Annotated in this window: 19 protein-coding genes and 1 riboswitch; of the genes, 11 read left to right on the top strand and 8 right to left on the bottom strand. The window is 43.7% G+C overall.

What is annotated here, in order from left to right:
- Positions 1–234 precede the first annotated feature (234 nt).
- The 4 genes from I6L24_RS11725 to uca all read left to right on the top strand — a co-directional run bounded on the left by I6L24_RS11725 (position 235) and on the right by uca (position 6503).
- A complete protein-coding gene (locus tag I6L24_RS11725; protein ID WP_004647024.1) occupies positions 235–1128 on the top strand; it encodes a LysR family transcriptional regulator in 894 nt (297 codons plus the stop codon).
- Between the two features lie 207 nt (positions 1129–1335).
- Positions 1336–1449: riboswitch (guanidine-I (ykkC/yxkD leader) on the top strand.
- 29 nt (positions 1450–1478) lie between these two features.
- A complete protein-coding gene (locus I6L24_RS11720; RefSeq protein ID WP_004647023.1) occupies positions 1479–2216 on the top strand; it encodes an urea amidolyase associated protein UAAP1 in 738 nt (245 codons plus the stop codon).
- Between the two features lie 11 nt (positions 2217–2227).
- A complete protein-coding gene (locus tag I6L24_RS11715; protein WP_004647022.1) occupies positions 2228–2878 on the top strand; it encodes an urea amidolyase associated protein UAAP2 in 651 nt (216 codons plus the stop codon).
- Positions 2879–2882: 4 nt separating this feature from the next.
- Complete coding sequence (uca, locus tag I6L24_RS11710) at positions 2883–6503, top strand: urea carboxylase (protein WP_216986049.1); 3621 nt, start codon at positions 2883–2885, stop codon at positions 6501–6503.
- 23 nt (positions 6504–6526) lie between these two features.
- Here uca and I6L24_RS11705 read toward each other — a convergent pair whose 3' ends face one another.
- On the bottom strand, positions 6527–8587 hold the full coding sequence (locus I6L24_RS11705) for an AAA family ATPase (protein ID WP_216986048.1): 2061 nt from the start codon (positions 8585–8587) through the stop codon (positions 6527–6529).
- 613 nt (positions 8588–9200) lie between these two features.
- On the opposite strand from I6L24_RS11705, the gene I6L24_RS16760 reads away from it, so the two are divergent.
- Genes I6L24_RS16760 through I6L24_RS11690 form a run of 4 tightly spaced genes read left to right on the top strand, consistent with a single transcriptional unit; the run spans position 9201 to position 12607 of the window.
- Complete coding sequence (locus I6L24_RS16760; protein ID WP_004647016.1) at positions 9201–9332, top strand: hypothetical protein; 132 nt, start codon at positions 9201–9203, stop codon at positions 9330–9332.
- Positions 9325–9768: a CopG family ribbon-helix-helix protein gene (locus I6L24_RS11700; protein ID WP_004280384.1), complete on the top strand. Its 444-nt coding sequence runs from the start codon at positions 9325–9327 to the stop codon at positions 9766–9768. Before I6L24_RS16760 ends, I6L24_RS11700 begins: the two co-directional genes overlap by 8 nt.
- Positions 9769–9779: 11 nt before the next feature.
- Entirely contained in the window at positions 9780–11588 is a 1809-nt protein-coding gene (gene atzF / locus I6L24_RS11695; RefSeq protein ID WP_191112901.1) for an allophanate hydrolase, read from the top strand.
- A complete protein-coding gene (locus tag I6L24_RS11690) occupies positions 11585–12607 on the top strand; it encodes an ABC transporter substrate-binding protein (protein WP_191112900.1) in 1023 nt (340 codons plus the stop codon). The genes atzF and I6L24_RS11690 overlap by 4 nt, the downstream gene beginning before the upstream one ends.
- A 67-nt stretch (positions 12608–12674) precedes the next feature.
- Here the strand turns inward: I6L24_RS11690 and I6L24_RS11685 are convergent, their stop codons facing one another.
- The 5 genes from I6L24_RS11685 to I6L24_RS11665 all read right to left on the bottom strand — a co-directional run bounded on the left by I6L24_RS11685 (position 12675) and on the right by I6L24_RS11665 (position 16801).
- The gene (locus tag I6L24_RS11685; protein WP_004280373.1) at positions 12675–13004 is read right to left on the bottom strand and encodes a DMT family transporter; all 330 of its coding nucleotides are present in this window, start codon (positions 13002–13004) and stop codon (positions 12675–12677) included.
- Between the two features lie 8 nt (positions 13005–13012).
- Positions 13013–13894 (bottom strand): hypothetical protein, encoded by an 882-nt coding sequence (locus I6L24_RS11680; protein WP_191112899.1) that lies wholly within the window; start codon positions 13892–13894, stop codon positions 13013–13015.
- Positions 13891–14898 (bottom strand): isopenicillin N synthase family dioxygenase, encoded by a 1008-nt coding sequence (locus I6L24_RS11675; protein ID WP_191112898.1) that lies wholly within the window; start codon positions 14896–14898, stop codon positions 13891–13893. Before I6L24_RS11675 ends, I6L24_RS11680 begins: the two co-directional genes overlap by 4 nt.
- A 77-nt stretch (positions 14899–14975) precedes the next feature.
- Positions 14976–15857 carry an ABC transporter ATP-binding protein gene (locus I6L24_RS11670; protein WP_191112897.1) on the bottom strand — a complete coding sequence of 294 codons (882 nt, stop codon included), beginning with the start codon at positions 15855–15857 and terminating at the stop codon, positions 14976–14978.
- Positions 15857–16801, bottom strand: a complete 945-nt coding sequence (locus I6L24_RS11665) for an ABC transporter permease (protein WP_191112896.1) — start codon at positions 16799–16801, stop codon at positions 15857–15859. The genes I6L24_RS11670 and I6L24_RS11665 overlap by 1 nt, the downstream gene beginning before the upstream one ends.
- Positions 16802–17119: 318 nt before the next feature.
- Here I6L24_RS11665 and mtlD point away from each other — a divergent pair, with 318 nt between their 5' ends.
- Positions 17120–19246, top strand: coding sequence for a bifunctional mannitol-1-phosphate dehydrogenase/phosphatase (gene mtlD / locus I6L24_RS11660; protein ID WP_191112895.1), 2127 nt, complete (start codon positions 17120–17122; stop codon positions 19244–19246).
- 65 nt (positions 19247–19311) lie between these two features.
- Here mtlD and I6L24_RS11655 read toward each other — a convergent pair whose 3' ends face one another.
- Positions 19312–20316 carry a CmpA/NrtA family ABC transporter substrate-binding protein gene (locus tag I6L24_RS11655; protein ID WP_004647005.1) on the bottom strand — a complete coding sequence of 335 codons (1005 nt, stop codon included), beginning with the start codon at positions 20314–20316 and terminating at the stop codon, positions 19312–19314.
- 10 nt (positions 20317–20326) lie between these two features.
- Positions 20327–20905, bottom strand: a complete 579-nt coding sequence (locus I6L24_RS11650; protein WP_004280362.1) for an ANTAR domain-containing response regulator — start codon at positions 20903–20905, stop codon at positions 20327–20329.
- Between the two features lie 503 nt (positions 20906–21408).
- Between I6L24_RS11650 and nirB the strand changes: the two genes are divergently transcribed.
- Together nirB and nirD are read left to right on the top strand one after the other, a co-directional pair.
- A complete protein-coding gene (gene nirB, locus I6L24_RS11645; protein WP_016806747.1) occupies positions 21409–23955 on the top strand; it encodes a nitrite reductase large subunit NirB in 2547 nt (848 codons plus the stop codon).
- A 24-nt stretch (positions 23956–23979) separates the two neighbouring features.
- A complete protein-coding gene (gene nirD, locus I6L24_RS11640) occupies positions 23980–25590 on the top strand; it encodes a nitrite reductase small subunit NirD (RefSeq protein WP_004647001.1) in 1611 nt (536 codons plus the stop codon).
- The last annotated feature ends 160 nt before the right edge of the window (positions 25591–25750 follow it).

Here is a 25750-nt window from a genome sequence, read left to right as displayed (position 1 = left end):
TTTAAATGTTTAACTGACCTGAGCAAACCGGGCTGGAAATTTTGCGTTGAGGTACTTGTTGAGGTACTTTTTAATGGATTTATTCATCTGGCAAAAGTATTTTTTTCGGAAAATTACAGCGAGTTTAATCCTGAACATAGTTGCGAAGTGTTATATTTTAATCTGACCCTCAATAGACTTATGCGGATGAAAGACCTGTCCGAATGAGGAGAAAGTTAAAGGAAATGTATTTCTGTGTTTGAACTTGACTGTAAATTGCTCAGTATTTTTTATTATGTCTATAAATTTAAAAACGTATCCCAGGCAGCCGATCATTTAGATATGAGCCAGCCTGCGGTGAGCAATCTGCTGAATAAAATTCGCCAGCATTATGGTGATCCTTTATTTTTACGTATTGGCAATGAAATGCTGCCGACAGACCTGTCCAAACAGCTCTTTCCCTTGGTCAGCGAAGCACTGAGCAAAGTTGAAGCAATCAATAATTTTACGATCAATTTTGATCAGGTCACTTCACAGCAGCGCTTTACATTGGCGATGACCGATGTATCGCATCTGGTGTTATTGCCGAAAATTTCCCAGTATTTGAAACAGCATGCATCCCATATCCGTCTGAATGTGCGTCCGATTACCTCGGAAACCAGTTATCAAATGGCCAATGGTGAGATTGATCTGGCTTTGGGCTTCTTGCCAAATCTGGAGAATGGCTTTTATCAGCAGAAACTGTTTGAGCAATATTATGTGGTGATCGCGGCGAAAGACCATCCGCGCCTGACCGGTGACAGCATCACGACAGAAGAGTATTTACGTGAAACCCATATTGATATTGATGCCGGGATGGGGCATTACCATATTGAAAATGAATTGCTGAATCTGGAACTCAAGCGTGACATTCTAATGCGTCTGCCAAGTTATCTCGGGGTAGGACTGGTGGTACAGGAAACCGATGCGATTGCGACCGTGCCTTATTATTTGAGTGAAGTCCTGTTATCACGTGGCAATCTCAAGATTTTTGAGGCACCGATTGCTTTCCCGACCTATTCCGTAAAGCAGTATTGGCATATGTCTTGTCATCATAAAACCAGTCATCAATGGTTACGTAATATGCTGCATGAGATTTTAAGTAAATAACTCTACCGCTTAAATAGTTTGATTGAGTTCTCATCTCTAGATTTTACAATTCCCGGTACAAGCCGGGATTTTTTTATTTTGGTACATCTTGATGCCTTTTTCAGAGCCTTGCACCTGAAGTAATCAGTTCCATCTCAAAAAAAAGTATTACGAATATAAAAAATAGTATTACCAGTTTGGCACGTCCTTTGCATCTATCTACATCATCATAAAGTGATCTAGGGTTCCGATACATGAACATTCATGTAGGTCTGCGACCGAGAGTTCACGGCTAGGTTTGTTCAAACCCAAGCTACACGGAGGGATAAAAGCCCGGGAGGTAAACCGTAAAAAGATTGGGATGGATGCAAATGAGCACAATAACTTATCACGAAGATCAAGTCCTCTGGACTGAACGTTTACCGGGTGGACACCACTGGTCAGCACGCATTCAGCGTGGCGCAGTTTTACAACTCAAATCTTTAGGCGCGAATGCCAATGTTTCACTGTTTTGTGTAAATAGCGAAGACAAGCTTGAAGCCTATAACATGCCAGACAGCTTAAAAGCACAACACACGGCATTTTTAAGTACAGGGCATATTTTAGCGTCTGATTTAGGACGTGCGATGATCTCGATTGTCAAAGATGACCACGGTTGGAATGATGCCTTTTGTGCGCCAAGTACCGCACCGCAAATTGGAGCACAGTTTGGTACGAAGACCTTCCAGGATGCCCGCAACGACATGTACCGCAATGCTAAAGACAGCCTACTTTTAGAGATGACCAAATTTGGTTTATCTGCGACGGATCTGAGTAATACCTTAAACCTATTTTCAAAAGTTGCACCGGATGACAACGGCAACTTGTCTTATGTCGTATCTGATAATACCGATCAAGTGATTGAACTACGCTTTGAAATGGATTGTTTGGTGTTTTTATCCAGCGCACCACATGCACTCGACAATTCTAATGAATATGCACCAGCCGATATTCAGCTCTCACTCTTTAAAGCACTGCCTTTAGGCGACACCGATGTCTGCCGTGACTCATGCCCGCAAAATCAGCGTGCGTTTCAAAATAATAACCGCTACTACGCTTTAACTGCTTAAGGGGAATGATCATGACTGCACTCGTAAATCTAGAAAAATCAGTACTTAGCGAAGTTTGTCCTGCCGGTGAAGCATGGATGTGTGAAGTCAAAAAAGGCCAGTATTTCCGTATTGTTGATCTTGAAGGTAATCAAGCGGTGGATACTTTGTTTATTTCCGCACATAACCCTGAAGAGCGTTATAGCGCAACCGATACTTTGGCGATGAACCGTCAAATTTATCTAGAAAAAGGTACGACTTTATATACCAACTTTGGCAATAAAATTGTGAGTATTCATGATGACAACTGCGGTCGCCACGATACTTTAGGCGGTGCATGTTCATGTGAAAGTAACACAGTCCGTTATGCGCATGATAAATATCCAATGCACAGTTGCCGTAACAATTTCATGATTGCATTGTCACAACATCCGATTGCGAAAAAGCATGGTCTGAATGTGCGCCATATCGGTCCAAATATTAATTTTTTTATGAATGTACCTGTAACTTCAGATGGTCACCTGAAATTTGATGATGGGATTTCTGCACCGGGCAAATATGTGGAAATTAAAGCTGAGATGGATTTGATTGTGTTGATCTCAAACTGCCCACAACTGAATAACCCATGTAATGCCTATAACCCAACAAAAATTCAACTGATTGTCCGTGAAGGCGAGGTATAAGACTATGACTTTAAAATATGGGTTTAATAAAGTTCTCATCGCCAACCGTGGTGCAATTGCTTGTCGTGTCATCCGTACCCTTAAAAAATTAGGCATCCAATCGGTTGCGGTGTATTCGGAAGCAGATCGTGATTCCTTGCATGTGACTTTAGCTGATGAAGCGGTCTTTATTGGTGATGCACCTGCAAGCCAAAGCTATCTGAATGTCGATAAAATCTTAGAAGTGGCCAAACATACCGGTGCGCAAGCGATTCATCCGGGCTATGGATTCCTGTCTGAAAATGCCGAATTCTGTAATCTCTGTGAAGCACAAGGCATTGTGTTCTTGGGCCCAAATGCCGAGCAAATGAAAGCATTTGGTCTGAAACACACTGCACGTGAATTGGCGATTCAAGCCAATGTACCGTTATTGCCAGGTAGCCAATTATTGGCTGATGAAGCTGAAGCCCTGCTTGAAGCTGAACGTATTGGCTATCCTGTGATGCTGAAAAGTACCGCAGGTGGTGGTGGTATTGGCATGCGTTTGGTGTGGAATGCGGAGGAGCTGAAAGAAGCTTATGCAACCGTGTCTTATTTAGCGCAAGCCAACTTTAAAGATGCAGGTTTATATCTCGAGAAATTTGTACAAAATGCCCGTCATATCGAAGTACAAATCTTTGGTGATGGCAATGGATTAATCTTAGCACTCGGTGAGCGTGATTGTTCGGTACAACGTCGTAACCAAAAAGTGATTGAGGAAACGCCTGCACCACATCTGAATGATGAACAACGTGCTTATATCCAAAATGTCGCGATTCAATTGATGCAGTCGGTGAACTACCGCTCGGCAGGTACGGTTGAATTTGTGATGGATACTGACACACAAGAATTCTACTTTTTGGAAGTGAATACCCGTCTACAAGTGGAACATGGCGTTACTGAACAAGTCTTTGGTGTCGATCTTGTGGAATGGATGGTGACCTTAGGCAGTGGCGATTGGGTTGCACCAACATCAAAACTTGAGTCGCAAGGTCATTCGATTCAAGTGCGTCTTTATGCCGAAGATCCAATCAAAAACTTCCAACCAAGTGCAGGACTTTTGACGCATGTTGAGTTCGATGCCAACGCGCGTAATGAAACTTGGGTAGAAACAGGTTCAAACGTCTCATCTTTCTATGACCCGATGATTGCCAAAATTATTGTGACTGCGGATGATCGTGATTCTGCAATTCAAGCCATGACAGTTACGCTCGCTAAAACCCAAGTGGCGGGCATTGAAACCAACCTTGAATATCTACAAAACATTATCGACTGCAATGTCTTTAAAGCCGGTACGCAAACCACACGTTTTTTAAATACCTTTGAGTGGAAAACTCAAAAAATTGAAGTGCTACAAGCGGGCATTCAAACCGCCGTGCAAGATGTGACAGGACGTTTAGGTTACTGGGATGTTGGTGTTCCGCCATCAGGTGCGATTGATCCGCTGTCTTTAAATGTTGCGAACCAACTGTTAGGCAATGCACCAAATACCGCAGGGCTCGAATGTACCTTGCAAGGCCCAAGCTTAAAATTCCATTGTGATAGTCAAATTGTATTGGCAGGTGGTGATATGCCATCGACGTTGGATGGTGTGTCTGTCCCGATGTGGCAGACTGTGAATGTGCGCAAAGGTCAGGTACTCAAATGTGGCAAGATCGCCACAGGTTGCCGTACTTATATCGGCATTAAAGGTGGTCTGAATGTGCCTGAATATTTAGGCTCACAAGCGACTTTTACCTTGGGTCAGTTTGGCGGTCATGCGGGGCGTAATTTACTGATTGGCGATATGCTTCCAATCACGGCATTTACATCTGATGACGTGAAAGCCTTAATAGAAGATCAAATCCCAACATTTTCCAATTCTTGGGAAATTGCGGTGATGTACGGTCCACATGGTGCGCCTGATTTCTTTACCAAAAACGACATTGATACCTTCTTTGCCAACGAGTTTGAAATTCACTTCAACTCCAGCCGTACCGGAATTCGTTTGATTGGTCCAAAACCAGAATGGGCTCGTCAGGACGGTGGCGAAGCGGGTCTGCATCCATCCAATATTCATGACAATGCCTATGCCATTGGGGCGATCGATTTCACTGGTGATATGCCAATTATTCTTGGGCCTGATGGTCCAAGCCTAGGTGGTTTCGTGTGCCCTGCGGTGGTGATCAATTCTGAATTATGGAAATTGGGTCAGCTCAAAGCCGGTGATAAAGTTAAATTTGTGCCTGTGAGCTATCATCAAGCGAAATTGCTGAACGAAAAATATCATGCGCAATTAACTGCTCAAGATACACAAGCAGTCACCTTTGATGAATCGTTCTATTCTGAAATCAGCACACTGAAATCTGCCATTTTAGATACCCTAAAAGGTCAAAATGGCACGCCTGATGTGGTGTATCGTCCTGCCGGTAACAACTATATGTTGGTGGAATATGGCGAGTTAGTTTTAGATTTAAACCTGCGTTTCCGTATTCATGCGCTGATGCAATGGGTGAAAGATCAAAATATTCAAGGCATTATTGACCTGACACCGGGCATTCGTTCACTGCAAATTCATTTTGATTCGACCCAACTCGATCAGATGGATTTATTGCGTATGCTTCAAGTGGCAGAAGAGCAACTGCCTGATGTGACCGAGATGCAAGTGCCATCACGTACCGTGTATTTACCATTGGCGTGGGAAGATTCACAAACCCAACTCGCAACCGAACGTTATATGCAAACCGTGCGCCCTGATGCGCCGTGGTGTCCGGACAATATCGAATTTATCCGTCGTATTAATGGCTTAAAAGACAAACAAGCTGTGAAAGATGTGGTCTATAACGCCAGTTATTTGGTCATGGGCTTGGGTGATGTGTACTTGGGTGCACCTGTAGCAACGCCACTTGATCCGCGTCAGCGTTTGGTCACCACAAAATATAACCCTGCACGTACGTGGACACCTGAAAATGCTGTCGGTATCGGCGGTGCATATATGTGCGTTTATGGCATGGAAGGTCCGGGTGGCTATCAGTTTGTCGGTCGCACTTCGCAAATGTGGTCACGCTACCGTAAAAACCCCGACTTTGAACAAGGTATGCCGTGGTTATTGCGCTTCTTTGACCAAATTAAGTTTTATGAAGTGTCTGAGTCCGAGTTGATGCACATGCGTGAAGACTTTAAAGCAGGTCGTTTAAAACTGCGGATTGAAGAAGGTGTATTGAATCTGAAAGAATACAATGACTTCTTAACTGAAAACCAAGAATCTATTTGTGCCTTTAAAGCGGTGCAACAAGCTAACTTTGATGCAGAGCGCCGTCGTTGGCATGAAGCAGGACTTGCAGAATATGTCTCTGAAAGCCTAGATACGGTGGATGATGGTGAAGGCGTTGAAGTGCCTGAAGGTGGTTGTGCAGTGGAATCGCACATGCCGGGTTCAATTTGGAAAATTGAATGTCAGTCGGGCGATATTGTGGAAGAAGGTGCAACGCTCGCGGTCATTGAAGCAATGAAGATTGAGATTCCGATTATTGCACCTGAACGCATGAAGGTTGAAGCAATTACCATTGAAAAAGGGCAGACGGTAAAAACGGGGCAGGTGTTGTTTACGTTGGCGCCAGTGGCTTGATGAGATAGGAATAAAAAGACCGCTTAAGCGGTCTTTTTATTTGGTAAAGGGTTTTCAGAAATAATGTGTTCGAAAATTTTTTTACATAGTTCTTTGGCAGATTCGGTTAATTCCCATTCAACATGATCCATAACCGTTAGAACTAAGCGACAAAATTTAAGTTTTTCTTTAATAGTGCCTGATTGATCAGAAAAACATTTTTTAGGCTTGTCATCAGTGGTTCTAGGATTACCCACTCTAATTTGGTCATCAAGAATTTTACCAATACCATTTTTTGCATGAAAATAATCATGTTCTTCTATTAGAGTGACAATATCAAAACCTTCTTTGGTATCTGCTTGCATACCATCCATGGATAGATGATTGGAAAGAGCATTTCTTTTTGTCTCATCATCCTGAAAAGCACCATTTAAGCCTAAAAATTTAATACGGCAAGCATGATAAATAATGTTTGATGGCAGGGTATTTTCAGTTTCTTTACACTCTAAAAGGAAAAACTTTTCTCCTAGTTTTTCTTCTAAACTTGTAGCTCTCATGCCTTTATTTTTAGTTTTAATATCACCATCAGCTATAAGAAACACACTACTAGAAGTTAAGAGAGCGTTCATACCGCAATCATCTAAATGATCAGTAAATTCGTCACTAAAATCCCAATGCGTTAAGTTGCTACCAGCATATTCTACAAATGTGTAATGGTAATTCGGCATTAATCTTTGAATATCTGATGACCTAAATTTATATAAATCTAAATTATTAGGTTTTCCTTCAACCACTAAAGTTTCTTCTTGTTTTAATACATCTAAATATTTCTGCATATATTTAGTGATATACAGTCGATCTGTAATGCCTTCCACCCAAATCGTACAGTTAGCCAAATAAATAGAAGAAGGACGTACACCTAATGAAGCAAGTAAGTCACGATCTCTGTCACAACGATGAATTTTAAAATCAAATTTACTTGGATTATCTACTTTGGGTTGCTTTACAAATTTCTGAATCATGACTTGATCAGATTCATCAGCCATATCGAGTAAGTGGTTTGAGTGCGTTGTAAAGAAATAATAATGAGGTGTTTCGTTTAAGTAGAAATTCATCAATTGACGAACCATACCAGCATGCATGTGAAGTTCAGGTTCTTCTATAAAAAATGCGTGCGGTTCTGGGTAACCCTCGTTATCTTTGCTTTTTATGTAGGCTTCATATGTCAAAATAATTGCTTGTTGCAGGCCGTCACCTAATTGAGAGATAGGAAATTGTTTATCTTTTCCAATTTTAATATTCACAACATCTTGATCGTGTTTAGGTATGAGTGAAACAAGTTCATTATCAAAAAAATATTGGCTTAGTTTTTCTTCATAACTTTTGATTAAATCTCGTTGTTCAGGCTCGCCTAACAAATGGATTTTAAGTTCATGGTATAGACATTCACCTGTAATAATATTTTCAGAATTAAATTGAGTTGTATCCGAAAAATAATCTTTTTGGGCACGCTCAATGTAAGGTTGTTTATTTTCAAGGTTGGTAACAGGGCGCATCCCTCTCAATATAGGAATATATAATTTCCCATGTTTAAAATTTTCTTGTAGTTCAATTCTTGCAATTTTATTATCTATTTTCGAAAATAAATCTTCTAATTTTTCTTTAGAATTACTAGATTCTTCTTTGTAATTAGAAATTTTCGATTTAGTTTGAGCAACTAAATCTTTTACAGAATCAAAATTGAATTTACAGCTATTAATAAATTGAATTTCTGAGGTTATTTGAAATATTTCATTGGCATTTACAGGTGATGTACCATTAGAACTCCATGAGTTGTCTTGACCATGTCGAGTTGGCCTTCTAAATTTTGTTGCATTTAAATATTTACAGAGATTATTAATTTCTATTGTTAAATCATATTTTTGAAATTTTGCAAAATCCATTGTTGTTTGAAATAATTTACGTAAAAATCTACTTTTCCCTGCATTATTTTTTCCAATGAAAAAATTTAGTCTTTTAATCTCAATAATTTCATCATATTCAACATCATTGTCAGAGCTATAGTCATCTAAATTTTCAGCCCAATAATATAATTTTTCTGTCATAAAAAGCCCCCCAAATATGGGAGCTAATTTAGCAGCAATTCATTACTTTTCAAATGAGTTATGAAATAGTAATTGATTCAAGTTTAGTAATCTTAGTTTCAAATATAGAAAGCAGAGGCATACAGTTGCCTGAACAACTCAGCCACACTTTGATGCACACTCGAACCCCAATGGTGCAAAATGGCCTATTTTTCAGGCATAATAAAAAAATAAATCATTCTTGTTCTAGCTTTCAATATGTATGTAATTGATTTGCCACGCATTCTGCTTAAATCTATTCTATTTTTATATTGTGGCACGCTTAATGCTTTTATTTACATACAACATAAATAGAGGAGAGCAATACACTTGATCACTCATAATCACAAACATCGGTTAACCATTCATGTATAAAAAGAATAGCAAGGACATGAGCAATCAAAATGGAATAAACCGGTGAAATACAAAACTTACTTTTGCTTTAGAACAAGCCCCATTTCAATGTTATGGGGCTTTTTTTCGCCCTTTTAAGCAAGTTTATTTACCTCATCCAAATAACTAAAAATTGGCACGCTTTCTGCATTTTCCTAAGTAATACGAAATTCTGGTTTTGTAATATCCCTAGGAGATGCACATGAACAATCCGACATCAAATAAAAAAATGCATCCATGGCTTCACTTTCTGGTTGAGCTGCTCAGCGTACGTGCAGGCTTTCACATTAAACAGTCTTCCCAATATCAACCCAAGGATCAACATCGTGCCTAAACAAAAATTGGCACGGATCAGTATTACCGTGCCAGAAACAACGCTACATGCGATGGATCAAAAAATTGTCGAGCAGCACTATGAAAGCCGCTCGCAGGCCATTGTCGATATGATTAATCGTCACCTGATTGATGATCTGGTGATTCGCGATGAAGTCATGGTTGGCACGCTTACCTTGCTCTATGACGTCAGCTTGAAACCGCTGCGCAGTCAGCTGGTCGATCTGCAGCAGCAGTATCTGGCACAAGTGATCAATTCGCTTCATATCCAGCTGGATGATGAAAAAATTCTGCAAGTCATGCTGATGCAGGGCGCGAGCAGTGATCTGAAAGAAATTAGCGAACAATTTATTGCACTGAAAGGCGTGATTAAAGGGCATCTCGAACTGATGGATGCCGTCATGCCACCCATTCCACAAAATACCGAACACACTTAAGGAGAACAGCTGTGCACAACTTATGGACTGTACAGGACTGGCAACACGCCTACCAGAATAACAATATCCAGCTTAGTGACCTGATTGAGTATGTTGCCGGGTTGAATAATGACGATCATGCCTGGATTTCAATTGCGACAGCAGCACAATTACAGGCACAAATTGATGCATTGACTGGTGCAGATAGCGCAAGCTTGCCACTTTATGGGGTGCCATTTGCGGTCAAGGACAATATTGATGTTGCGGGGTTCTATACCACAGCGGCTTGTAAAGAAGCAGCTTATCTGGCGACTGCCGATGCAACAGCAGTAGCCAAATTAAAAGCTGCCGGCGCGATTGTCGTGGGTAAAACCAATCTGGACCAGTTTGCAACGGGTCTGGTCGGTGTGCGTTCTCCATACGGTGCGGTTAAGAACAGCTTTAATCCTGAATACATCAGTGGCGGTTCAAGTTCCGGTTCAAGTGTTGCTGTAGCCAATGGACAAGTGCCATTCAGTCTGGGTACAGATACTGCAGGTTCAGGACGTGTACCAGCAGGGCACAATAATATTGTCGGACTCAAACCGACCAAAGGCTGGTTCTCGACTACTGGCCTGATTCCGGCTTGTCGCACCATCGATGTGATTTCGATTTTTGCATTAACGGTGGATAATGCCTGGCAGGTGGCGCAAGTCATGCAGGGCTATGATGCCAGCGATGAGTATTCCAGAATGCATCCTCAGAATGTACCGAGCCAATTTTCAAAAGGGAAAATTGCCATTCCGGATACACTGGAATTTTATGGCGATGCTGAAACTGAAAAAGCATTCCAGCTGGCGATCGCACGTGTACAAAGCTTGGGTTATACGGTTGAGCCGATTGATTTTGCTCCATTTCAACAACTGGCAGCGGCCTTGTATAACCGCTCTTGGGTAGCTGAACGTACCAGTGCCGTGAAAAAAATGGTGCAACGCGAGCAGACCCATCCGGTCATTGGCCAGATTATTGCACAGGCAGACCGGTTCAGTGCGGTCGATGTCATGCAGGATGAATATGAACGCGCCCGCCTGAGCCGTGTTATTCAAACTACACTGGCAGATTATGATGCCTTGATGGTGCCTACTGCACCCACCATTTATCGCATTGCAGATGTAGAAGCGGATCCTCTGGTCAAAAACAGCCACATGGGCGCTTATACCAATTTTGTCAATTTTGCCGATCTAGCGGCTTTGGCGCTACCCAATAGCATTCGTGCTGATGGTTTGCCAACGGGCGTGACCTTTATTGCGTCAGCCTGGATGGATGAAGCACTGGCCAAATTCGGGCAAAAATGGCAGCAGGCGAGCCAGTTAAAGTTAGGCACATCTGAACGCCTATATGAAAAAACAACTGGAATCTCATCAGGTCACAGCGTCAAACTGGCTGTCGTCGGAGCACATCTAACCGGAATGCCACTGAATTTCCAGCTGACCACACGTGGTGGCACCCTGATCAAACAGACCCGGACTGCTTCGCATTACAAACTCTATGCTTTAAAAGATACCACACCGCCAAAACCTGGCCTGCAATACAACGCGAAAGGTTGTTCAATTGAAGTCGAAGTCTGGGACATTCCGCGTGCACTGTTCGGGGACATTGTTGCAGAAGTGCCGGCACCTTTGGGGATCGGCAATGTCCAGCTGATAGGTGGTACTTGGGTCAAAGGCTTTATCTGTGAAGGCTATGCACTTGAAGATGCAACAGATATCAGTCATTTCGGTGGCTGGCGCGAATTTATGAAATCTAAACAACTTTCAAATACCAAATTTAAATGTGAATGCATAGGGGAAGTCGCAAAATGATCAAAAAAGCACTGATGTCCGTTTCCGTACTGTCTGCAATCCTTTTAAGTGGTTGTGATAATACTGCTAAAGTACCTGAGCCAAATGCCAAGGCAGTAGGGAGTGTGAATACCCAGCCCATCCGTATTGGTTATAGTGACTGGCCCGGATTTGTGGCCTGGCAGGTGGCGATTGAAAAAGGCTGGCTGGAAGATGCCGGAGTTAATGCCGATTTTAAATGGTTTGACTATTCTGCTTCACTCTCTGCATTCGCAGCGAATCAGCTGGACGCCGTACTGGTCACTAATGGTGATAATCTGGTCACTGGCTCTGGCGGGACCAAGGGCGTGATGATCATGGCGACCGATTATTCAGCTGGAAATGACGTAATTATTGCCAAGAATGGCATTAATTCGATTCAGGATCTGCGCGGTAAAACAGTTGCGACTGAAAAAGGCCTGGTCGATCACTTATTGCTGTCCACTGCACTGGATGATGCCAAGGTTAAACTGAATGAAGTTAAACTGGTTAATACCATGACCAATGAATTGCCACAGGTTTTTGCCACTCCCGATATTGATGCGATTGCGGTATGGCAGCCAGTGGCAAATCAGGCTTTATCCGCGGTGGCCGGTTCCAAGATTATTTTCACCTCTAAAGACAAGCCGGGATTAATCTACGATACCTTGACCGTTAATCCAGCCCATCTGGAAGCCAATAAAGAGCAATGGAAAAAGGTGATTCAGGTCTGGGATAAAACCGTCAAATACATCAATGACCCGGCTACACGTGAAGATGCTGCACAGATCATGTCGAAACGTGTCGGTGTCGATGCGAAAACCTACATGCAGTTTATTGATGGCACGCATTTGCTGGATCTGGCCGCAAACAAAAAAGTCTTTACCAAAAGTGAAGGTTTCGACTCGATCTATGGCTCCAGCTATCATGTGAACAAGTTCAATGTGGCAAACGGCATTTATACGACTGAAATGAACGTGGATGGTGTGATTGTTCCGACTCTGGTGCAAGAGCTGCAATAAAGCCTGATTTCGTGCATAAAAAATCCCCGGTCTGGGGATTTTTTACTATCAGATGAATATTTAAAAATTAAAGCTGCGTACTTTTGGAAAAGACATTGATAAAAATAATGCCAATGATCATAAACGCCAGACCGATCAGCGCGGGAAGATCCAGTTGCTGTTTAAATACCAGCAGGCCAACCGTTGAAATCAGGATAATACCGGCCCCTGACCAGATTGCATAGGCAATGCCCATCGGGATGGTTTTCATGGTTAATGACAGGAAAAATAGGGCAACGGCATAACCGGCAATGGTGGCAAGCGAAGGCCAGAGCACGCTAAAACCATTGGAGGCTTTAAGTGCAGAAGTCGCGATGACTTCTGCAATGATGGCAATCGAAAGATATAAAAAAGACATATTTCTCCCTATAACATCCGTTCTGCATGCTGCATCAGGTGATCCTGTTCTAACTTCAGCCAGCTTTCAGCTTCAGTAGGCGTTGGTGTTTTGTACTGAAATGCATAATCTGGTTGGTACATATCCAGCTCAAATATCAGGTCTATGTCCCGACCATCTAAAATTACATGCTGAACCAGACTGCTTTCATTGAGAACTTCAAAATTTTCCAGATTAAAGGTTTTGCCTGTCTCACTGCTGCGGGTGCTGTAAGTTTTAGCTTGACCATCAGTCCCGATAGAAACCTCAAAACTTTCCACCAAGGCAAACACGGTCGGATCGACAGCTTTCAAATCCATTTGAGCTACTGCACTTTGCACTTTCGGCAAACGCGTTAGGGCATAAGCAATATGATCAGCACAAATAATCAGACCACCATCCATTTCCAGTGTCTGACCAGATTGAACATCAATCGCAGATTGCAGTCGCAGCCCTAAAAATAAACCGTGTTGTACCTGCTGGCGCCAGTCTTCGACATAGACATTGCTTGGAGAAAATTCCAGAATGCAGTTGCCAATTGCATGCAACCTAGCAGGTTCCGGCCACTGCACATGATTCTGGTAATTGGCGTAGTCTTTCACTTCCCAGGACAAGAGTTGGCAGGCGCTATCCCAAAGTGTATTGCCAATCCAGCCTTGGCGTTCCTGAACAGCAGTTCCCGTCTGGCTTTTTAGACGAAGATCAATGGTAAAACTGCGCGACTGAAACCAGTACACAATGGTGTTTTCATCAGTCAGGCCATTATAAAAACTGATACTTTTACGCCGGAAAGCACCGTATAAAAAGTCTGGAATAATCTCTGGCTGAGAAATTACAGGTTTTAAGCTTTTAATCACTTCAAACAGATTCATGATGCTGTCTCCGCCTGTTCCTCAAGTCCAAAAGAGGAAAGTGGTACAGCATTTTTAAGTATCAGTTCTCCGCTAGCAACGCGCTGTTTTAAATATTGAAAGGTCTGTGCGGTCTGGTTAAACAGGTGCTCTCCGCCTATCAGGGCAGAATATTTGCGATCTTCAGTTTGAATGACTGGTTCGATCACGGTGTCATAATTACAAGCACAAAATAATGGAAATGAATAACGTTCTTCCGAGACCTTTTTCACCCGATGCCTGGTCGCAAGATATTTACTATTGGATAGAATTTCCATCATGTCGCCAATATTCATCACCAGAGTATTTTCGATCAGGGGAATGTCGATCCATTCGCCGGCTTTATTCAAAACCTGTAAGCCAGGCGCGGTTGGTAACAGCAGGGTAAAGCATTCGTAATCGGTATGTGCGCCAATACCTTCGGCATCTTTCACCTCCGGATTATAGGGATAATGAATCAAGCGTAGCTGACTTGGTGCATCATTAATTTTGCTTTCAAAAAAATCCTCACGAACGCCCAATACCAGTGCAAAGGCAGCAAAAATCTGCTGGCTGATCCCGCGCAAGTGGCCATAATACTGGCTGACGACTGCCTGAAAGTTTGGATCTTCTGGCCATAACGTTGGGCCTAGCAAAGGACAATCAGTTTCAGGTCCCTGATAGTCATAATTGACATCATAGGCTTCTTTTAAGTCATAACTGTTGCCTGCAAACTGTTCTTCGCCAATCGGCACATAGCCACTATGGTTTTTTGATTTGCCAATATAGTGCTGCATTTTGGTGTCCAGATCCTGAGAAAAATAGGACTGGGCCATTTCAATCAGGGCTTTGGCGTAATCAAAATTAAACTGGTCGCCTTGCAGATAAAGAAATCCGACTTCTTTACAGGCATGATCCAGAGCATGAGCAACTTCAATACGATCGGCTAAATCCGGACTTTGCAATTTTGAAATATCAACCAGTGGGAGTACATATTGCGCTTGCATGACAATCACCTCTAATGTTGGTCGTCCAACACAGCGATTAAAACCTTCGGGTCGTCCCAAAGGCATTTTGAATAAGATTATTTATTGCTGCTGACCTTGGTCATGCGCGGAATGACCGGAAGTTCTGCCAGTGCTGGATCAAGCTCATCTTCTTCAGCATGCACCAACTGATTCACATGCTGGCGTAGCTGTTTAAATTCCGGGGTTAACATGACGTCAGGAAGGCGTGGACGAGGGAGGTCTACTTCAATAATTTCCTTGATTTCCCCCGGATTGGCTTTCAGTGCAACAATCCGGTCGGCCAGTAAAATGGCTTCATCCATATCGTGGGTGACAAAAATAATGGTGATATCGATGTTTTGCCAAAGATCCATCAGGTGACGCTGCATTTTTTGCCGTGTATGCGGATCGAGTGCCCCAAAAGGTTCATCCATCAACAGGATTTTCGGTTCATTGACCAATGCGCGGGCAATCGCGACCCGCTGCTTCATCCCGCCTGACAGTTCATGCGGATACTGGTTTTCATATTTTTCCAGACCAATAATATTGATCCATTCACGGGCTTGGGCTTCAGCCGCTGCACTGCTTTGACCTTTCATACGTGGACCAAACATGACATTTTCTTTAACAGTTTTCCATGGAAACAGGGTATAGCCCTGAAACACCATGCCACGCTCCGGACTAGGGCCGGTGATGGGTTGGCTGTCGACCAGAATCTCACCACTGCTATAAGGATCCAGACCGGCGACTACACGGCTAAACGTAGACTTGCCGCAACCGGAAGGCCCGATCACACAGATAAATTCACGCTTATGAATTTTCAAATTGAGTGCATTTAAAACCGTACGTTCAGTTTTGCCATGACTGAATTTTTGTGTCAGTTGCTTCGCTTCCAGAATCACCGGACGGCTATAAATCTTGTCAAAGTATTCGCGGGTATTAAATTCAGTGTTTTGCATCAGTTGGCTCCCGGTTTCCATTTAAATAAGCGTTGTCCCAGTTTCATTAAAATCACATCACACAGCAGACCAATCACCCCAATGATCAGGATCGCGGCAAAGACATTGTCGAAGTTCTGATAGCGGGCTTGCTGGGTAATGAACCAGGTAATCCCGGAGGTACTGCCGATCAATTCTGCTACGATTAAATAAGTCCATGCCCAACCTAGCAGTACGCGCAGATTACGATAAATTTCTGGCATGGCTGCTGGAATCACCACATGAAACAGACTTTTCAGTTTCGTTGTACCCAAAGTAAAACCGGCTTCAATCAGGCTGCGATCAACCAGACGAGTAGTATTGGCAATGATCAGGATTTGCTGGAACAGGGTTCCTATCACAATAATGGCAATTTTGGGTGCATCATTAATTCCGAGAATTGCCACTGCCAGTGCACCAAAGGCCGGAGCAGGCAAGTAACGGAAGAACTCAACAAAGGGTTCGGTCAGCTGGGCAAATTTATTTGAAAACCCACATAAAATACCGAGTGGAATACCAACCAAGGAAGAAATAAAGAACGCGGTAAAGACCAGCTTGATACTGTGCCACAGGCTTTCATGAAACCAGGGCGCATTGGCCTGAGCCGGCTCCGTGGTAAAAGCTGTGATCAGTGCAATCGCAACTTCATGCGGTGCAGGCAGATAAATCGGGTTGACCAGAATACCTTGCGGTGGGGTAAGACCCTGATCTACCGCAGACTGCGCAGCAGAAAAAAACTGGTCTTTATCAATACGACTCTCTACCTGTAAATAGGCAACACTACCTGAATCAGTAATCTGGACTTGTGGATGCCAGATAAATGGCAAGTAGCTGACTGCACACCAAATTAGAATTGGTATTAAAAAAGACCCCAAGCCAAACAGTAGTTTATTTCTTTGACTGAGTTCACGTGCAACGTAACTCATAGTGTTGCCCCTCAATATTACAAATTTTATAAAACGTAATACTGACTAAGCAAAATGGATGCCATGATGAGGGGAAACAGCCAAAATGTTAAAATAATCTTATATTTAAAAAGAAAATTTAAAATGAAAGGTAAGGATGGCAACTTACTTAAGTTAACATTCTGATTACATGTAGAAACATAAAACATGGAATTTTAGTCTTTATTGGTTATTTTTTGATCCAAACTATTTCATATCTTTACATCGGTTTAATTCGACCCAGCTTTTCTTTAAGGTATTGCTCACTTCTTAACTCATTGAATTATAAAAAGGGGAGCAATGTTAGAGTTTAAAAATCAAATCGTACATGGCGCAATTTTCGATATGGATGGAACCATGTTCGATACGGAACGCTTGCGCTTTCAAACCTTGCAGCAAGCTTCACGTGAGCTGATTGGTGTCGAATTTTCTGAAAGTTATTTAATGCAGTGTTTGGGCCTCAGTGCCCGTAGTGCAGAGCAGCTAGCCAAAGAGCGTTATGGACAGGATGTGCCCTATGCTGAGATTCGCCAGCGTGCCGATGTGCTGGAACTGGAACATGTACGTCATCACGGTGTTCCCATTAAAAAGGGTTTATTGCAGGTATTGGAACGCTTACGCAAGGCAGGCCTGAAAATGGGGGTGGCGACTTCAAGTCGCCGTGCAATCGCAGAAGAATATCTGATCAATGCCAATGTCTATAAGTTTTTTGATGTGCTGGTGTGTGGCGATGAGATTAAACAGGGGAAACCTCATCCGGAAATTTTTATCAGTGCAGCCGAAAAAATCAATTTAAGCCCGGCCCAGTGCCTGATGTTTGAAGATTCTGAAAACGGTTTGCGTTCTGCCTATGATGCAGGTGGTATGACGGTACTTTTCAAGGATATCAAAATACCGAACGAGTCCATGCTGGCACAAGCCCAGTATTATTATGAAACGGTCGAAGATTTTTTAATGGAACTGAACCAGTTTGTTCCGGTTCTGGACATGCCGGAACTGAATACTGCTTTTCCGCAAACACTCAATCAGCTGACTGTCGGGATTCACGGTTTTGGTGCAATTGGGGGCGGTTATCTGGCTCAGGTATTATCACACTGGGATGGATACACTCGTCCGCGCAAAATTATTGCTTCGACACGTAATCCGCTGTATCAATCTAGCGTCAATGCTTTTGGCACTTACTGTATTCGCTATGGCCAGAATTCTTTTGACCAGCGTATTGAAAATATGAGCGTGATTGATGCGCATGATCTGGAACAAATGCAGAACATGTATATTGAATCCAGTCTTGTAGCAGTCTGCGTACCTGAGGAAGCGCTGGTTTCTGAAGCAGAGGTCATTGCACAGGGCTTATACGCACGTTATCTGGCTTATGAGCAGCAGGATCAGCCACTGACAGTTTTAATTATCCTGAATAAAATCGGCGCTAAACAACGGGTAATGCAGCAGATTCTGAATAGTCTGCGAATGATTACTGATGGACAGACAGCCCAGAAAATTATGGATCAACATTATTTCTGTGACACCGTGGTCAACCGTATGGTGTCCAAGCTGTCGGACCAGAAACTGTACCGTCAGCTGCGTATCAAATACAACATGTTCAAGCAATATCAACTGGATGAGGATCTGTCCGTAGTTGATCTGGATGATGCTACGGCACTGAATGCAGAACAGGAACATCAGGCTGGGCTATATATTGAAGACCTGCGCCGTAATTTCCAGCCGAGTCATATTCTGCAGTCTATGGATCTGATTCTGTTTAATGCTGAAACAGATATGCCGATTTATGTAGAAAATAACAGTCCGTTACTGGCGAAAATGCGGCAGATGATTCTGGTGGATGATATTGCCAATATCCAGCTGATTAAAAACCGCTTATGGAATGGCGTGCATGCGATGATGGCGTGGTATGCCAGTCTGCGTGGACATCAGACTATTGGTGTTGCCATGTCTGATCATACAGTCAGAAAATTTATGCACCAAGCCTTAGCTCAGGTGAAGCATGGTCTCTGCTACCAGATTCCAAAACATGCCTCAGACCTGGAACGTCTGGCTCAAAGCTTTAGTGAATCCTGTGCCAATGCTTATCAGGATCCATGCGCGCGTGTAGGTCGTGAACCCCTAAGAAAACTTGAGTATAATGAGCGTGTTATGGGGTCATTGGCCACCTTGCTTAAATATAGCTTAGCTTATGATGTTATATTAAAAGGAGCGGTGCTCGGTTATGTCTATGCTCTCGAGCAGGGTGAATGCGGGCAGCAGGAACTTTTGATGCATTTGCAGATTCAGTTGAGACATATGGCATTGGAGCCACAGCTCTATGAGGCGCTATATGATGAAATGTCACAATTCATCAATCAGATTATTGCTGGAAAATTGTCCTTGCAGAAATTCATGCAACTGGATTTACAGCGGGCATTAAGCTAAATAAAACATTAAATAAAAAAGACCCGGAATTTCCCCGGGTCTTTTTTATGGGAATATACAAAGTATTAAACAGTGCTAGATTCTTGTTGATAAATACAGGATTGTGCAATCTGTAGCTGATCATCCACTGACAGATCAAGATTTTCCCATTTCTGCATCTGCTGCAGGAGCCAGATAAAATCATCGACTTTCGGTTGGGCGATTTCCCCAACAAAATTCCGGATAATATTCTTGATCTTGTAAAAGTCATAGACATGCCGCTGGGCGGAACATTCAAACTGAATAATCTGATAATCCACCAGCATGTTCCACACGTCTGATAAATCATTGCGCTGCTTTAAATCATTCTGCGCTTTTTGTACTGCCTTGACCACTGCCTCTACGGTAAATGGATGCTGTTCTGCCCATTCCTGGGTCATGGCCAAGACTTTATCGGCAACTTTTGGAATCACATTCTGGCTGGCGGCGACGATAAAGCTATAGCCTTCAAGTTTGGCCTGAATATTCCAGGGTTCTCCCACGCAAAAACCATCAAATACCTGTTCTGCGATTCCTTTTACCATGGAAGGCGGTGGAGACGTCATCAGCTGGATATTCTTGGCCAGTTGTGGATCAGTCAGCGCCAGCCATTCTTTTAAACAGTAATGGTGAATCGAATATTTATACACATAGGCCAGATTGATGGGATGATTCTGTTGTAAAGCCTGTACAAGTTTTTTTGAGGTACTTTCTTCATCATCCCCTGGCTGGATGCCGAGTTCATAACACAGATCTTGCCGTAGGCTAATAAAAGCCTGATTCACGCTCAGTACTAGAGGGGTTTGCAAAGCCACCTGTAACTGGTCTGTGCCCAAGGCAGCAGCGGGCAACATGGCGGACAGACAATGTGCAGCATCCAGAAAGCCATAGGCCAGACGGTCACGCAGACTTGACCAGGAGGCTTCACGGATTAAATTGATGGTTAATCCTTGCTCGGCAAAATAACCCTGTTTTTCGGCCCAGAGAATGGCAACACAATCAAGTAAAGGAATATAGCCAATATTGAGTTCAGTTTTTTCTAATGTGGACATATGCTTTTCCTTATTGGCCCAGTAACAGCTTCTGTGCATCCAGTAAGCGTCTGGCCATTTCACCAATGGTAATCCGGTGACTCATGGCATTTTTACGCAATAAAGCAAAAGCTTGTTCTTCCGTTAAGGCATGTAGCTGGATGAGCAGGGCTTTGGCTTTATCGATATCTTTACGGTCAATCAGCTTGTCCTGGGTTTCTTTTAAATCATTCAGCAGCTTTTTATGCTTGCGAAACTGTTCAATTGAAATTTCCAGAATGCTTTCTAATTTGGTGGGATCAATACCATCGACAATATAGGCCGTGATTCCGGCATCAATCGCACTTTTGATGGTGTCTTTGTTGGAGTTCTGGGTAAACAGCACGGTCGGAAGTTCATATTGGCTGACACAGCTTTCAATAATATCCCGATGCGGATGATCCATATTCAGCAGGATCACATCTGCATGAATACCCTTAACATGTACCATATTCAGGTCATTCAGGATTAAACAGGCCACCACCTGAAAATCATGTGAAAGTAAGGATTCTTGGATGAATTGGGCGCGCTCCAGATCATCATCAATAAGAGCAATTCGTAATTTGGACATGGAATATTTTCAAGTAAGGCCTAAGGAATATTCAAGCAGGAATAAAGCAAAAAACATGCCATTAAATTGGTGCATAAAATTCTATTTTTCTGTTCAATTTAGTGCACAGCTTTAGGGATTCCAGCTGATAGCTCATCAAAATGAAGCATTTAGGTACATCATCTGCCTGAAATAAGGCGTTTTCTTATTGGAAAAGTTGGCACGATTTCTGCATTTATTAAATCGTCAAAGATGACTTTCAATACTAACAACGGCCAACGATGTCCGTTCTGATCGTAATTGCACTTTCAAGGAGTGTGATTGGTATTTCGTTCAGCACAGGATAAATGACATGGTCAGTTGTTCAGCAATACAAAACGCACAAGCGTTTCAACCCTTCCTCCAGCATTACAAAGCGCTGGGTTGCGGTATTTACAACATATTCAATCAGCAGACATATCAATGCCTAGACGTGATATGCGGCTTTTTATCATCTTTAAAAAAACAATAGTTGGAGTGCAGATATGAAAATTCTCATGATTGGGCATGGCATGGTGGGGCATAAATTCATCGAATCTGTACTGGAACAGGCCGGTGATGACATTGAGCTGACCATTTTGGCAGAAGAGCCACATTTAGCTTATGACCGGGTACATTTGACCGAATATTTCAGCGGCAAGTCGGTCAAGGATCTGAGTCTGTGTCGTAGTGATTTTGCCGATGCTTATGGCATTGATTTGCGACTTAATACTAAAGCGGTTGAAATTGATCAGCTCCATAAAACCGTCACCACCAGCCAGGGTGATGTGCTGAGTTTTGACAAGTTGATTCTCGCTACCGGTTCTTATGCCTTTGTGCCACCAATCCCGGGCAATGACCGTCAGAATTGCTTTGTTTATCGTACCATTGAAGATCTGGATGCCATTCGTGCAGCCAGTCTGAATGCCAAAACTGGCGTAGTGATTGGCGGCGGCTTGCTAGGGCTGGAAGCAGCGAAAGCCCTGCGAGATCTGAATCTGGAAACTCATGTCGTAGAATTTGCTCCGCGTCTGATGGCGGTGCAGATTGATGATCTGGGCGGCCGGGTACTGCGCTCTAAAATTGAAGACCTTGGTGTCAAGGTACATACTCAAAAGGCCACGTCAAGTATTGAAGATGGTGACAGCACTCAGCATGTAATGAAGTTCGGAGACGGTTCGGTGCTTGAAACCGATATCATCCTGTTCTCGGCCGGCATTCGTCCGCGTGATGAACTGGCGCGCCAAAGTGGTTTACTGATTGGTGAGCGTGGCGGCATCATCATTAATGATTATTGCCAGACCTCACATCCGGACATTTATGCCATTGGTGAATGTGCACTTTGGGACAATAAAATTTATGGTCTGGTTGCACCAGGCTATGACATGGCGCGGATCGCGGCAAAACATGTCCTAGGCCAAGAAAGTCATGCATTCGCTGGTGCAGACATGAGCACCAAACTCAAACTGATGGGGGTGGATGTTGCCTCTATTGGTGATGCACATGCTATGTCCCCAGGGGCCTTGAGCTATTTCTATGCTGATGAAGCGGCGCAGGTTTATAAAAAAATCGTGGTGTCAGCAGACAAGACCAAGCTGCTGGGCGCGGTGCTGGTGGGCTGTGCCAAAGAATATAGTGATCTCCTGCAAATGATGCTAAATGGTCTGGCTGTACCGGAGCAACCGGAAAGCCTGATCATGCCGGGCTTTGATCAGTCAACCTCCAAATCAGGTGGCAGTGGCATCGATTTATTGCCTGACAGTGCGACCATCTGTTCCTGTAATAACGTTTCCAAAGCTGATATCTGTTCAGCCATTGATGGCGGTGCGACTTCATTGGGTGCATTGAAAAAATGCACGCAGGCTGCAACAGCGTGCGGTGGCTGTGCGCCACTGGTAACGCAGGTTCTCAAATCTGAATTACAGCGTCAGGGTGTCACGGTGAACAATCACCTGTGTGAACACTTTGCCTATTCACGTCAGGAACTGTATCACCTGGTTCGTGTGCATGAGATCAAGACATTCTCTGACCTGATTCAGCAACATGGGCACGGCATGGGCTGTGATATCTGTAAACCGACTGTAGCCAATATTCTGGCATCCTGCTGGAATGATTTTGTTCTGAAACCAAGTCATGCCGGTTTGCAGGATAGTAACGACTACTACCTCGGCAATATCCAGAAAGATGGTTCCTATTCGATTGTGCCACGTGTGGCAGGCGGCGAGATTACCCCGGATGGTCTGATTACCATCGGTCAGATCGCCAAAGATTATGGTCTATATACCAAAATCACGGGCGGACAACGAATTGACATGTTTGGTGCGCAGGTACATCAACTGCCTGAAATCTGGGAAAAACTGATCAATGCCGGTTTCGAGTCCGGACATGCTTACGGCAAATCCTTACGTACGGTGAAATCTTGTGTGGGTAGTACCTGGTGCCGTTTTGGAGTCGATGATTCTGTCGGCTTGGCGATTTTCCTGGAAAATCGTTATAAAGGCCTGCGTTCACCCCATAAAACCAAAATGGCAGTATCCGGCTGTACCCGTGAATGTGCAGAAGCACAGAGCAAGGATGTCGGTGTCATTGCCACGGAAAAAGGCTGGAATCTATATGTATGCGGAAATGGCGGCATGAAACCGCGCCATGCTGAACTGCTCGCCTCGGATCTGGATACTCCCACACTCATCAAATATATCGACCGCTTCTTTATGTTCTATATCCAGACAGCAGACCGTCTGCAGCGCACCAGTGTGTGGCGTGACAATATGGAAGGTGGGCTGGACTATCTGAAAGATGTCATTGTGCATGATTCGCTCGGCATTGCCGCTGAACTGGAAAGCCGTATGCAGCATGTGATTGGCACTTATCAGGATGAATGGCGCACTGCGATTGAAGATCCTGAAGTGCGCAAACGCTTTAAGACTTTTATTAATGCCAAAGTAGCCGAGCAGAATGACCCGCATATTCAGTTTGCGCCTGTACGTGGCCAGATTCGTCCAAAGACAGAAGCTGAACGTGATTTAAACCGTATTCCAGTGGTTGAAGCCTAAATACCACAGTCAGGGAGAATGAAAATGACAATTTTAAAAGACATGAACGAACTGAACTGGTACGAAGTCTGCAATCTGGATGAGATCACTCCGAATACCGGTGTGGCAGCCCTGATTGAAGATCAGCAGATTGCAATTTTTCGCGTGGGTCAGGAACAGCGGGTTTATGCACTCAGCAATCAGGATCCGTTTAGTCTGGCCAATGTCATGGCACGTGGCATTCTGGGTGATCTGCAAGGTGAGCGTGTAGTCGCATCCCCAATTTACAAGCAGCATTTCAGTCTGGTGACCGGTCGTTGTCTGGAAGAACAAGAGCAGAAATTACTGGTATTTCCAACCCGAATTGAAAATGGCAAAGTTCTGGTGAGTCCGACTCCACAAAAAACTTATATTTCCAGTAATGGTCAAAACACAGAGCGCTTAAAACTGGTACTGATCGGGAATGGACTGGCGGGTATGCGTTGTCTGGAAGACTTGCTGGATATGGCGCCAGATCGTTATGACATTACCGTGATTGGGGAAGAGCCATGGGGCAATTACAACCGGATCATGTTGTCACCGGTATTGTCTGGTGAGAAAAGCTTTGCCGAAATTATGCTGCATTCAGCCGACTGGTATGCTGAAAAAGGCATTCGATTCATTGCTGGGGATGCAGCCATCGCTATCGACCGTTCGCGTAAACAGGTCCACACCCAAAAAGGCGAAGTCGTTGCTTATGATCGTCTGATTCTCGCCACTGGTTCCAAACCCTTCATGCCACCTATTCCGGGTGCTGAACTTGAAGGCGTGATTAGCTTCCGGGATATTCAGGATGTTAACCGCATGCTGGATTACTGCAAAACCAGGCAAAACGCCGTCGTGATTGGAGGTGGGTTGCTGGGTCTAGAAGCAGCTTATGGACTGAAGCAGCAGGGGATGAATGTGACTGTGCTGCACCTGATGGATCGTATTATGGATCGTCAGCTGGATATGAAAGCCAGTCAAATGCTGAAAAAATCAATTGAAGATAAAGGTATCCGGATCATCACCGAAGCCAACACCGAAGAGCTGCTCGGTATGGATGGTCACGTGACTCAACTGCGGCTAAAAGACGGGACAATGCTGGATGCCGATTTGGTGGTCTTTGCTGTCGGGATTCGACCCAATAAAACCCTGGCTGAACAGGCTGGCTTACGCTGCAATCGCGGAGTACTGGTGAATGACACTATGCAGACCTATGACCCGAGTATTTATGCGGTAGGTGAATGTATTGAGCATCGTGGCCAAACCTTTGGACTGGTTGAGCCATTATGGGGACAGGCCTTTATCTGTGCGACGCATCTGGCTGAACATGGCCGACTGACCTTTAAGGCACCGACTGTTCCGACCCAACTCAAGGTTAGCGGATGTGATGTCTTTTCGGCCGGAAATTTTGAACCTCAGGATGATTTTGAAGATATCGTGCTGAATGATGAGAAGCGTCAGATTTATAAACGGATCATCATTCAACAGGACAAGGTCATTGGTGCTGTGCTATTTGGCGATACCGAAGATGGGGCTTGGTATGCAGAACTGATTGCAGACCAGACACCAATTAGTAATATCCGCAGCAAACTGCTTTTTGGTCGGGATTTTGCATTAAAAAAGGCAGGGTAATCGGATAAACCTCCTCCAAACCCTCTTTGAAAAAGAGGGGAACCTCCCTCCTTTGCTAAAGGAGGGTTGGGGAGGATTAAAACTTTTGAGATATAGAAAATATTTAAATCAAACCTGTAAAAACTAGATATCAGAGATTTGGTGAAACACGTGAATTTGG

This window comes from Acinetobacter lwoffii (genome assembly GCF_019048525.1).
Classification (GTDB): Bacteria; Pseudomonadota; Gammaproteobacteria; order Pseudomonadales; family Moraxellaceae; genus Acinetobacter; species Acinetobacter lwoffii_K.
This window is presented reverse-complemented; position numbering and strand designations above follow the sequence as displayed.

Coding starts and splice junctions, on each gene's coding strand:
- I6L24_RS11655 (WP_004647005.1), bottom strand. CDS start 20,316: ATGTCCACATTAGAAAAAACTGAACTCAATATTGGCTATATTCCTTTA.
- nirB (WP_016806747.1), top strand. CDS start 21,409: ATGAAAATTCTCATGATTGGGCATGGCATGGTGGGGCATAAATTCATC.
- I6L24_RS11650 (WP_004280362.1), bottom strand. CDS start 20,905: ATGTCCAAATTACGAATTGCTCTTATTGATGATGATCTGGAGCGCGCC.
- mtlD (WP_191112895.1), top strand. CDS start 17,120: ATGTTAGAGTTTAAAAATCAAATCGTACATGGCGCAATTTTCGATATG.
- I6L24_RS16760 (WP_004647016.1), top strand. CDS start 9,201: ATGAACAATCCGACATCAAATAAAAAAATGCATCCATGGCTTCACTTT.
- uca (WP_216986049.1), top strand. CDS start 2,883: ATGACTTTAAAATATGGGTTTAATAAAGTTCTCATCGCCAACCGTGGT.
- I6L24_RS11705 (WP_216986048.1), bottom strand. CDS start 8,587: ATGACAGAAAAATTATATTATTGGGCTGAAAATTTAGATGACTATAGC.
- I6L24_RS11665 (WP_191112896.1), bottom strand. CDS start 16,801: ATGAGTTACGTTGCACGTGAACTCAGTCAAAGAAATAAACTACTGTTT.
- I6L24_RS11715 (WP_004647022.1), top strand. CDS start 2,228: ATGACTGCACTCGTAAATCTAGAAAAATCAGTACTTAGCGAAGTTTGT.
- nirD (WP_004647001.1), top strand. CDS start 23,980: ATGACAATTTTAAAAGACATGAACGAACTGAACTGGTACGAAGTCTGC.
- I6L24_RS11720 (WP_004647023.1), top strand. CDS start 1,479: ATGAGCACAATAACTTATCACGAAGATCAAGTCCTCTGGACTGAACGT.
- I6L24_RS11670 (WP_191112897.1), bottom strand. CDS start 15,857: ATGCAAAACACTGAATTTAATACCCGCGAATACTTTGACAAGATTTAT.
- I6L24_RS11675 (WP_191112898.1), bottom strand. CDS start 14,898: ATGCAAGCGCAATATGTACTCCCACTGGTTGATATTTCAAAATTGCAA.
- I6L24_RS11690 (WP_191112900.1), top strand. CDS start 11,585: ATGATCAAAAAAGCACTGATGTCCGTTTCCGTACTGTCTGCAATCCTT.
- I6L24_RS11685 (WP_004280373.1), bottom strand. CDS start 13,004: ATGTCTTTTTTATATCTTTCGATTGCCATCATTGCAGAAGTCATCGCG.
- I6L24_RS11680 (WP_191112899.1), bottom strand. CDS start 13,894: ATGAATCTGTTTGAAGTGATTAAAAGCTTAAAACCTGTAATTTCTCAG.